This is a genomic window from Tardiphaga alba, from assembly GCF_018279705.1.
GTDB classification, from domain to species: Bacteria; Pseudomonadota; Alphaproteobacteria; order Rhizobiales; family Xanthobacteraceae; genus Tardiphaga; species Tardiphaga alba.
In genome coordinates, this window is record NZ_CP036498.1 from 1,034,428 (window position 1) to 1,046,599 (window position 12,172).

General features: G+C 58.5%; 3 protein-coding genes and 2 pseudogenes. 3 read left to right on the forward strand and 2 right to left on the reverse strand.

The window, feature by feature from the left end:
• Window positions 1-6 precede the first annotated feature (6 nt).
• Window positions 7-666 carry a response regulator transcription factor gene (locus tag RPMA_RS04930; RefSeq protein WP_328516558.1) on the reverse strand — a complete coding sequence of 220 codons (660 nt, stop codon included), beginning with the start codon at window positions 664-666 and terminating at the stop codon, window positions 7-9.
• Between the two features lie 130 nt (window positions 667-796).
• A complete protein-coding gene (locus tag RPMA_RS04935) occupies window positions 797-2,215 on the reverse strand; it encodes a sensor histidine kinase (protein WP_211911789.1) in 1,419 nt (472 codons plus the stop codon).
• Window positions 2,216-2,751: 536 nt separating this feature from the next.
• Here RPMA_RS04935 and RPMA_RS04940 point away from each other — a divergent pair.
• The 3 genes and pseudogenes from RPMA_RS04940 to RPMA_RS28375 form a co-directional block, all read left to right on the forward strand.
• Window positions 2,752-9,462, forward strand: a pseudogene (locus RPMA_RS04940) (peroxidase family protein); the annotation flags it as partial.
• Window positions 9,463-9,870: 408 nt separating this feature from the next.
• Window positions 9,871-11,486 (forward strand): annotated as a pseudogene (locus RPMA_RS28715) (peroxidase family protein); the annotation flags it as partial.
• Window positions 11,378-12,109 (forward strand): calcium-binding protein, encoded by a 732-nt coding sequence (locus tag RPMA_RS28375; RefSeq protein ID WP_408056539.1) that lies wholly within the window; start codon window positions 11,378-11,380, stop codon window positions 12,107-12,109. The pseudogene RPMA_RS28715 and the gene RPMA_RS28375, both read left to right, overlap by 109 nt.
• The last annotated feature ends 63 nt before the right edge of the window (window positions 12,110-12,172 follow it).

Sequence of the window (12,172 nt, forward strand, 5' to 3'; positions counted from 1 at the left end):
AGTCGCTTATGAATGGAGGGCATTCGACATTGTGCGCGCATCGAGTTTCTGCGCGGCGATGACGACTTCCAGGCGATTGCGGACATGGAGCTTCTGCATCAGCAGCGTCATGTAATGTTTGACGGTCTTTTCGCTGATACGAATCGTCGATGCGATCTCCTTGTTCGTCTTTCCATGCAGAAGAAGGCGAACGATCTGCTGCTCGCGAATGCTGAGTTTAACGGCCTCCGCGGCGCGTCGTCGCAAGGACGAGTCCCGCAGCGCTGTGATCACGCGACTAGCAAAGTGCTGCGTAATATATGTCTCGCCCGAATCTGCCGCTGTAATGGCTTCGATAAGTTCGCGCGAGCTGCTGCCCTTGAGCACGTAGCCGGTTGCGCCCGAATCCAGTGCCCTGATCGCAGGGTCCACGCCCGTCGCCGCAGTGAACGCGACGACCTTCGTGTCGGGGGAGGCGCGTCTAGCTTGCTCGATGGCCGAGTAGATGTCGCCCGGCATATTCAGGTCCACAACAATGACCTGCGGCTTCTCGCGCGCGCAAATATCGATCACGTCGTTGGCCGTTACGCCCGTGGCTACTATCTCGAACCCGCCGGAACGCGCCAGCAACGATGATACAGCTTCAATCATTAGCGGATGATCGTCGACCAAAGCGACGGACATCATTTCCATCATATCCTCACAAACGCCGAGGTACCAATAAAAACAAATATGAACAAATGCGCATATCTACTATGCAAGATCAGGTTAAGCAGCGTGCGTAGCCTTGTAAATATGGAACTTAACTTACGCTTAACTACGAGATTGCGACGGCCGTTTGTACCGCCGTCTCTTCCTGAAGAACCCGCGTCGGGAGCTCGACCGTCACGACCATTTGGCCGTTGCTGAGTTGCGCAACAAAGCTGCCGCCGTGAGCGAGGACGCGCCGACGTAGACCCGGTAATCCCAGGCCCGTCCGGTGACTTGACGATGGTTTTGCATCCGATTGAGAAGCAACCGAGTTGCTGACCACAATGGTGATCAGGGACGCAGTTTCCGATGCGGTTACGCGTTGCTCGCGACCAGCGCCGTGCGTGTAGGCGTTGTTGAGACACTCCTGAAGAACGCGAAACATACACACCTGCAGCGCGGGCTCAGGTTTGAATGACATCGCGCCGAGATCGCACTCGACCAGGGTAGCGGTATTCCGCTCGTGGTGACGGATGGCGAACTCAAGCGTTTCGGTGCAAGTGAGGCCACCGAGCTCCGGCAGAACAAGTCCGGTCGATATTTCGCGAAGCTCCTTGAGGATCGAGCTCGTGAGTGTCGTCACGTTGGCGAACAAGCCGCTGTTCGTCGCCGAAGACGTTTCGCCGAGTTCACTCAGTTTTAATGCGAGCACGCTGACCAGCTGGATGGGTCCATCATGCAGGTCCTGACCAATCTGGCCGAGCAATTGCTCGTTCGAGTGCATGGCGGCCAGTTGAATAGCTTCCGACGCCTGCCTGAGCTGTTCATTCTGATGTGCAAGTGAGCGTGCTTCGTGAATCCGGCTGTGAAGATAATGCCGCTGGTTCCTGACAACGCCGCTCGCGCGCCACACCAACAGCAGAAGCGCAACGATCATCGGTGCCGTCATGCTGCCGACGATACCAACCGCGGTCCACCGCATCGCACTGACTTCTGCGGCGAGACGAGCGCCGCTGTTATAGACCTCGCCGACCGCAATGATCTCGCGTGTGCCCGCCCGATAGATTGGCGCATATATCTCGACGAGAGGCTTTGGAAACTGCCGCTCGGTTTCGTGGGCTTGGTCGTCGGTGCTTGCGAAGGAGCCAAAGCTCTTTCCCTGAAAGCTTGCATCCAGTTTCGCGGATGGGAATTTCTGTCCGACCAATCGTTTGTCGGTCGCATAAACAAGGGTCCCGTCGCGTAGCCATACTTTGAGCGCTTTGGTTCGTCCGCCCATGGTGGTCTTAAGGAGATTGTCGAGTTTCTCGATTGCGTCGCTTTGCAGATGAGAAGAGCTAGCCAGCGTTTGGAGAGATGGGCCTAGAAATCCATCGATCAGGATGGCGCCCTCGTCAGCCGCGGTTTCAAGCATGCTGTTTTCCAGCTCGCGCGAGATGAAGTAGGCAAGCGAGGCCATCGACAAGAAAATGGTCAACGCGGACGCCGCCAGGAATTCTCGAAACAGATTCGAGTTCTGTCCGATGTCAAAGCGATGCCAAAGCATGTCACGTCCTGTTCAAAGAGCCGCAAGGCTGCTCGAAAAGACAATCAGCCAGGCGATCGAAATGATGATGTCCGCACGGGAGAGCAAAGATCCTCACCGATGCTTCTGAAATAATGTCGTCGCAGCCTTGAAATGCGGCTGCCGTTTCTCTCGAGCCTGTGCGCTGGAAGCGGCCTGATTAAAATGATGTGCGCCGCTTCGTGTCGCGCCTTCACTGAAAGTCAAAAAATAATCCAAATCGATGGTGTGAATACGGAACGGATCGTCTCCTGTGACGTTGAGTGGCGTCCATATGCTGCCAGCACAAATTGAGGTGCGCAACGGTATGCATAAGACCTTGGTCTGATCTTTTCGGCCTAAAGTCGAAATTCCGACAGACCAAAGTCCCCAGACCTTCGGGCAATTTCCTCCCTGACATTGGTCGTACGAACGACTGGACCGTTAGCGGTTAAACAAGCCGCGTACTTGGTGTGCACTACTCCCGGGAAAAGATCAGTCGCGTGCCGTTCGAGGTGCGCCAAATCCGGGAGTGGGACATGACCGCGTTCACCGTCAATCAGGCCGACCTCGCGTTTATTCTGCGTCAGATCAAGGTGGCCGAAGCCCATGCTGCGGGAACGCCGCTCACACAGATCTATGTCGATGCCGCCGGTAATGTCGTGTCAGCATCCACGCCCGGTGCGGTTTTGGCCATACCGGACCCGCATGTCCCGGTCGGCTTGCGAACCGTCGATGGCAGCTACAACAACGTCGTGCCCGGGCGCGAGCTGTGGGGAGCCGCCGACCAGACGATGCCGCGGCTGCTGAACGGGAAGTACGGCAACGACGCCGATGGTGATGAGTTCGACAACAATGGGCCAGGCCCCGGAGGGTTGCAGACCAACACAAATTACGGAAATTCCGGCCACGTGGTCGATGCCGATCCACGCATCATTTCGAATCTGATCGTCGACATGAGCGTCAACAATCCGGCCGCGATCGCTGCCTGGTTTGCAAATCCTCTCGCGGTCGCCGCCTGGGAGGAAGCAAACCCCGGTAAGACCCCTGTGGCTCCAGGCACCGTTCTGGGAGTGAACGACAAGGTTCTGACCAATGCGGATCTGGCCGCAATTCCGAATATCTCGGCAGACGAGGGGCTCACGGCTCCCTTCAACGCCTGGATGACGTTCTTCGGGCAGTTCTTCGACCATGGCCTGGATCTTATCACCAAGGGCGGCAGCGGGACGGTCTACATACCGCTGCAGGCCGATGACCCATTGATCACACATGGTCCGGATGGCGTTCCAAACACCGGTGACGAGGTCGGCCCATCGCAGCGCTTCATGGTCCTGACCCGCGCAACGGACGTCAACGGCGCCGCTGCGGGGAATGATGCCCGAAACACAACGACGCCCTTCGTAGATCAGAACCAGACCTACACCTCCCATGCGTCGCACCAGGTGTTCCTGCGCGAATATGCGACCGTTGCCGGCAAGACGGTTTCGACCGGATTGTTGCTCAACGGAGCCAATGATGGTCTGCCGACCTGGGCCGACATCAAGGAGCAGGCGCGCACGATGCTGGGCATCCAGCTCGACGATCGCGATGTGCTCAATATCCCGTTGCTCCGCACCGACGCCTATGGCGAGTTCATTCCAGATCCGGTGACAGGATATGCCCAACTCATTCTGGGCATCGGCGCCGACGGCATTCCCAACACCGCTGATGACATTGTGGTGTCCGGCACGCGGGACGCACCGATCAGCACGTTTGGCAGTTTCACGGTAGGATCGAGCACTTTTACTGGAGCGGTCCGTATCGGACATGCGTTCCTTGATGACATCGCGGACAGCGCCGCGCCGGTAATAAGTGGCGGCAATCTCGTGCCGGATGCGGATCTAATTGCGGGGAATGCAATCCCGCGGAACGCTCAGGGGCAGAAGCTAGCTTACGACAACGAGCTATTAGATCGCCACTTCGTCACCGGCGATGGCCGCGGCAACGAAAATATCGGTCTCACGACGGTTCACCACATTTTCCATTCGGAGCACAATCGGCAGGTCGAAGCGCAGAAGCTGACCATCCTGCAGAGCGGCAACCTGGATTTCGTCAACGAGTGGCTGGCTACCGACTTGCCCACGGGCACGGTACTTCCGACCACCGTTGCCGGCGCACAAGCGTTGGCAGCGACCCTGAACTGGGACGGCGAGCGGCTATTCCAGGCAGCGCGTTTCGCCACCGAAATGCAGTATCAGCACCTCGTCTTCGAGGAGTTCGCCCGCAAGATCCAGCCGAATATCGATCCGTTCGTGTTCAACAACGCGACCGACATCAATCCGGCGATCTTCGCCGAGTTTGCGAACACGGTGTATCGTTTCGGCCATTCGATGCTAACGGACAACATGCCGCGCATCGACGAAAACGGCAACGTGTTCGACTCTGACATCAGCCTGGTCGAGGCATTCCTCAATCCGATCAGTTTCGACCATCAGAACGACGGCGACCCCCTCAACGATCTGACAGCCGATCAGGCCGCAGCCTCCATCGTGCGCGGGATGACGATCGAGCGCGGCAATGAAATCGACGAATTCATCGTCAGCTCGCTGCGTAACAATCTGCTCGGTTTGCCGCTCGATCTGGCAGCCATCAATATCGCGCGTGGTCGTGAAACCGGCGTTCCGACGCTCAATGACGCAAGGCAGCAGCTTTATGCTGCCACTGGCTCGACCTTCCTCAAGCCTTACGACCACTGGGTGGACTTTGCCGCGAATCTGAAGAACCCGGCCTCGGTCATCAACTTCATTGCTGCCTACGGAAAGCACTCCAGCATTCCGCAAAATGGCACGCTGCAGGAAAAGCGCGACGCTGCAACTTTGCTCGTGATGGGTGATACAGATCTGGATGGTAGCGGAACCATCGACGCTGACGAAATCGCGCCAGCTGACCGAATTGCGTTCCTCACCAGCACAGGTGCCTGGACGGCCGCGAATAGCGGTCTGAACGATATCGATCTGTGGATCGGCGGTCTTGCCGAAAAGAAGATGCCGTTCGGCGGCATGCTCGGCTCCACATTCAATGCAGTCTTCGAAGCGCAGCTGGAAAATCTGCAGGACGGCGACCGCTTCTATTATCTGACGCGTACACAAGGGCAGAACCTCTTGGTGTCGCTGGAGCAAAACTCGTTCGCCAAGCTCATCATGGCGAATACCGACCTTGCGCAACCCGGCCCCGATGGTATTCGCGGCACGGCCGACGACATCGTTCCACGTCATATCGGCGTCGATGCATTCGCTGCCTATGACTATGTTCTGGAGGTCAATGCAGCGAACCAGGTCGATTACAACGGTGCCGCTACCGCCGGTGTCGATCCAATCGGCGACAATCCGATTTTCGAAGCGATCGGACTGGGCAAGGTCATTCGTAATGATCCGGGAACGGTCGGACCCGATGCCAACTACATCCGCTTTACCGGCGGCGAGCATGTCGTCATCGGCGGTACCAGCGGAAATGACACAATCATTGCCGATTTCGGCGATGACGGCATCTGGGGAGATGCGGGCGACGACCGCATCGAAGCCGGCGCTGGCGTCGATCTGGTCAACGGCGGAGCAGGCAACGACATCATCACCGACTCCGGCGACAGCGGCGACTTCCTGAAAGGTGACGAAGGCGACGACGTCATTGCCAATTCGAACGGCCTTGACATCATCATGGGCGGCTCCGGCAAGGATGTGATCTTTGTCGGCGTTGACGATACAGAAGTCTTCGCAGGCCAGGGCGACGATTTCGTCCTCGGTGGCGACGGCGTTGACCTGATCATGGGTAACGAAGGCGACGACTGGCTGGAAGGTGGCGCCGGTTTCGACACCACGGCAGGTGACAATTCCGAGCTGTTCTTCAACAGCACGATCATCGGTCATGACGTGATGTTCGCGGGTACCGACGAGCATGATTTCGACGCGGAATCCGGCGACGACATCATGGTTCAAGGCGAGAGCGTCATCCGCAATGAAGGCATGTTCGGATTTGACTGGGCGATCTTCAAAGGATTGAACATCGACGGCTATGCCGACATGAACATCCCGATCTTCACGACGGAGCAGGCGGACATCCTGCGCAATCGCTTCGACAAGGTCGAAGCGCTGTCGGGCTGGAACAGGAACGATACCCTGATCGGCGACAGCCGCGTCTTCGGTGAAATCGGACCCGGCGACATTACCGCGACGACCGAGGGCGTCTTCTTCAGGGATGGCCTCGACCAGGCCGGCATCGACCGGATCTCCGGGCTCGACCAGATTGTCGGCGTGGATTCGACGGGCTTCTTCGAGCGCGGAAACATCCTGCTTGGTGGCGGCGGCAGCGATATCCTGAAGGGCAATGGCGGTGACGATATTCTCGACGGCGACCGCTGGCTCAATGTCCGCATCCGCATCACCGGGGCGGGCCAGGAAAATACCGCGGCCAATCAGATCGGCACCGTAGACAGCCTGAAGCACGTCTTCGCCAACGACTCGTCGGTCCCGGCGGCCTGGCGCGGGCACTCGCTGTTCGAGCTGATGATTTCCCGTACCATCGTGCCGAACCAGCTTCACATCGTTCGTGAAGTGCTGGACGCCGGATCAGTTGGTGCCACGGACGTCGCGGTGTACAACGACGTTCGCGCGAATTACGCGATCTCCGCAAATGCCGATGGCAGCATCCGTGTCGAGCATGTCACCGTGACTGCCGGCGCGATCGATCCGACAACCGGCCGTAACATTGTGTCGGACGGCATCGATACGCTACGGAATATCGAACAACTTAAGTTCTCGGATCAGACCATCACGCTGTCGCCCCCACAGCTGAAGCTGGATGCGTATAATCCGGGCGGAACCTATGTCGATAATTTTACAACGGCTAACTATGGCAACACCAATGGTACGTTGAACTGGGGACCTGACTGGACCGAAACAGGAGACGACAATAGCGCCACAGCTGCCGCGGGGCAGATCCGCATCACCGGTGGTTCGTTGCAGTTTGATGCCGGCGACGGCGCCAGTATTTCGCGACAGGTCAACCTGTCGGCAGCAAGCTCTGCCCGACTGACCTATGAGGTCGATGAAACCGGCTTCGACGCTGGCGAGACTGTAACGGTCGAATTCTCTCCGAACGGCGTGGCGCCTTTCACGCTTCTGGAGACGATCAACTCCGGTACAAACTCCGTCAATCGTGGCTTTGATCTCCAGGGCCCATTCACGGCCAATGCCGTCCTCCGCTTCACGGTGTCTGGCGTCAACGGCGCCGGCGAATTTGTTGATATCGACAACGTTGCATTCAACCTGACCGTGCCAAATCCTGCACCGACCGTGAATTATGCAACGACATTCACGGAGAACGGCGCGGCGGCTGCGATCGCCAGTGGTCCGTCCATTGTCGATGATGCGGCGCTGATGGCGTCGGCGCGGATCGTGCTCACGAATGCATCGGCCGGCGATCAGTTGCTCGTCGGCACACTGCCGGCAGGAATTACCTCTGCAGTCGATACCACGGTTGCAGGGCTGATTACCGTGACATTGACGGGGGCTGCATCGCAGGCTGCGTATCAGGCCGCGATCCAGGCTGTCAGTTTCAACAACACGTCGCAAACACCGTTGGCCGGAAATCGCATCATCAACGTCACGGTGAACGATGGCGTGATGAATTCGAACGTGGCCACCACCACGGTCAATGTCATTTCAGTGAATGATGTTCCTGTCGCCAACAACGATGCTCTGGTTACCAACATCGTTGATGGATCGGGCATCGTCGTTCCGAAATGGGTGCTGCTGGCCAACGATACGGATCTGGACGGCAACACGCTCAATGTGACGGCGGTGACGGAAAATCAGACCGACTTTTCCGTCGCGCTGTCCGCGACAGCCGTGACCGTGACGCATACGACGGCCGCGAACAGGACGTTCACCTATACCGCCAGCGATGGCATTGCGAGCGACACTGCAACTGTGAGCGTCACGCGCGATACGAACGATATCGCCACCGGAAACGGCTCGCAGATCCTGGTCGGCAACAATGCGGCGAGTGCGTTCAACGCCGGCGCAGGCAACGACTACATTTTTGCCGGCGGCGGAAATGACACCATCACCCAGAATGCCGCGGATGGTGGGAGAGATTTCATCGATGGTGGCGCGGAAACCACCGCGGCCGGAGATCGCTTCATTCTCAACGGCACCAATGTGGCGGAAGTGTTCCGCGTCTATGCCAAGGCCGACGCTGTCGCCGCCGGCATCTACAGCGCCGCCGGCCTCGCGGAAATATTGATTACGCGCAATACCAACGGCGTTGCAGGTCCTGTCACCGCGGCCAACATCGTGGCCGAACTCACGGATATCGAAGAGATCGTGATCAACACCGCAGGTGGTGCCGATCAGGTCATACCGATCGGAGACTTCAACCCGACAAGCCTGAACTTCAACACCATCACCGTGAATGGCGGGGCAGGGAATGACACTGTCGATGTCTCCGGCCTGCAGTCCGCCCATCGCATCCTGTTCCGCTCCTTCGGCGGAAACGACACGATCATCGGAAACCTGCGTCCGCAGGATGTGATCGAACTCGCGCCGGGCGAGAACACAGCAACCTACACGCTCGTCAATAACGGCAATGGCACCCAGACCTATTCCAACGGGACCAACTCCATCACCTTCACCGGCGCCGTGCCGCCGCAGTTCCAGGACACATCGCCGCCTACGGGCAACGAAAACGGTGTGACGGGTGCTTTCGAATATACGCCGGGCGATCTCGCCGGCCTGAAGGCGCTCGTCAACGGGCTGCAGCCCAATGGCGGCGACGATGAAGTGCCGACCGGTGTGCGTAACCTGTCCGGTCACGGCAACAATGTCGCCAATCCGACCTGGGGCAGCGCGGACGAGCCGTTCATCCGTATCACAAATCCTCACTACGGGGCCCCGGACGCGAATGGCAATCTGTCGATCAATCCGATTTTTGCGGGGCTCGATCCGCGAAATATCAGCAACATTCTCGGCGCCCAAGAGGCTGGTCTGCCTCACGCCGGAAATGACGCCAATATCTTCTTCATGGCGATGGGCCAGTATATCGACCATGGCCTCGACTTCCTCGGCAAGGGCGGCAATGGCACGATCCAGATTGGCGCACCTGGCAATGGTGCGCCAGGCTCGGGCAACCCGGCCGACCTGACGCGCGGTACGGTCGTCGGATATGAAGCAGACGGCACCCCGCTGCACATCAACCACACCTCGCCTTTTGTCGATCAGAACCAGGCCTACGGATCGAACGATCTTGTTGGGCAGTTCCTGCGCGAAGGTGACGGGCAAGGCGGGACTGGTTCGCACCTGCTGGCAGGTGCTCCTGATCCGTCAAACCCTGACTTCAACCTACTCCCGACATTGCGCGAGCTGATCCAGCATCACTGGGCGAACAACACGGTCTTCCATTCGCCAAGCCTCGATGGCGGGTCGGTGTCCTTCCAGACCTATTATGCCGGTCTGGTGTCGTCGGCTGGCGTGATCAACACGGCGATGCTGCCTAGCATGATCAGCAGCTTCATGGGGACGGGCCACGCTTTGCTGCTGGACACCAACCCCTATATCAGCCCGCTCGATCACTACGTCGCCGGCGATGGTCGCGCCAACGAGAACTTTGCGTTGACGGCCATCCACACCGTGTGGGCCCGCAACCATAATCATCACGTCGAGGGATTGGAGGCTGCAGGTTTCCAGGGAACGGCGGAGGAACTGTTCCAGGCAGCGAAGATCATCAACGAAGCGGAGTATCAGCGCGTCGTCTTCACGGAATACGCCGATGCATTGCTTGGGGCCTGCGGAGCCCTGCAGGCGGAGGAACCCATGGCTTCGATGGCTATGATCCGACCGTCAATCCCGGCATCTCGCATGAATTCGCCGGCGCCGTGTTCCGGTTCGGTCACTCGCTGATCGGCCAGACCATGACCGTTCTCGATGCGAACGGAAATCCGACGCAAGTGTCGCTGTTCGACGCCTTCCTCAATCCGAGCAACGACGCATCGGCCTTCACGCTGCCGCTCGCACAGCTTGCGCAATATGGCTATGTCCCGAAGCCCGGCTATGAGCAGCACGGCGTCAGCTCGATCATCGGTGGCATCGTTGGCCAGCCTGCGGAAGAGGTCGACTTCAATCTCGTCGATGCGATCCGCAACGATCTTGTGCGCATCAATGCGGATCTGTTCGCCTTCAATCAGGCCCGCGGTTGGGATCTTGGTCTGGGCACGCTGAATCAGGTGCGTCGGGATCTGGCGGCCTCGACCGATCCGCATGTGGCGGAGTCGGTGGGCTATGCCGGCGATCTCTCTCCTTACGTGTCCTGGGAGGATTTCCAGGCCCGCAACGGCCTCAGTGACGTGGTCATCAACCAGTTCAAGCAGGCATTCCCTGATCTTGTGCTGAGTTCGGGCGATATTGCTGCATTCCAGCAGATCAATCCGGATATCGCGATTGCGATGCAGGCAAATGGCTCCGGTATCGTCAAGGGTATCGACCGCGTTGACCTGTGGCTCGGTGGTCTTGCCGAGGCGCATATCAATGGTGGTGTCGTCGGCCAGACATTCTGGGTGGTGCTGCACGATCAGTTCGATCGTCTCCAGGACGGCGACCGGTTCTATTACGTCGATCGTCTGGATAATTTCGACTTCTACGAGGATTTCATCGACGGCCAGGAGTTCTCGGACATCATCGCACGTAACACGGGCATGACCGGTCTGCCCGAGCATATGTTCCAGACCGAAGAGATCGAAGACGAAGACGAGGATGATGGCGACGACGATCAGAACGGCGATGATGATGAGGAGGATGATGAAGACGACACCCCGACGACGAGTGAAGACGACGAGGACGACGAAGAAGACGATGAAAACGACGGGGATGACGAAGAAGACGACGAGAACGACGGAGACGACGATGAAGACAACGATCCCGATGGCGACGACGATGATCCGGACGGTCCAATCGTCACTCCCGTAACGGGGGTCATCAAGACCGGCACGCCGCTTGCGGATGTTCTGCTTGGGTCGGCCGGCGATGACAGCATCGTTGCCTTTGATGGCGACGACGTTCTGATCGGTGAGGCTGGAGCCGATGCCATTTCGGCAGGTGGCGGAGCTGACTTCATCAAGGGGGCGCCGGACGCGATGTCATCTTCGCAGGCGCGGGTGACGACCAAGTCTTCGCCGGCGATCACGCAGACATCGTCTATGGTGATGGCGGTGCTGATCGCATCTTCGGCGACGGCGGCAACGACATGATCAATGCGGGTGCCGGTGACGATACGGTGTTCGGCGGCGCCGGTGATGATCTGATCGTTGCGGAAATCGGCGATGGCAACGACGTTTACTTCGGCGATGACAGCGACGGCGGCACGGGGATCGACACGCTCGATATGTCCGCGATAACCGCCAACATCACGGTCCATCTCGGGACCGGAGCACTCGCCAAGGGAAGCGTTTCAAGCTCTCAGACCGGCAATGATACGATCTGGGGGATCGAGAACGTCAATACAGGGTCCGGAAACGACGTCATCATTGCGAGCAATGCTGTCAACGTGATGGACGGCGGAAGCGGCAACGATACGTTCAAGTTCACTTCCGCATCGGCAGCCAATGGCGACACGATCCTCGGTTTTGAACCCGGCGACCGTCTCGACCTCAGCGGCATCGACGCCAATGTCACTGCGAGCGGTGATCAGGGCTTCACCTTGATCAGCGGTAGTGCATTCACCGCAGCTGGCCAACTCGCGATCAGCTTCGAGTCGCGGGATGACGGTGATTTCACGATCGTGCAAGGCAATATCGATGGCAACGCCGATGCTGACTTCAAGATCGAGATCGCCGGACATCAAACGCTGACAGCGGCGAACGTCTCCCTCTAAGCGTGCGATGTGTCGGGCGGCAGATCATGGATCTGCTGCCCGATACATGATCCCTTTGTATCG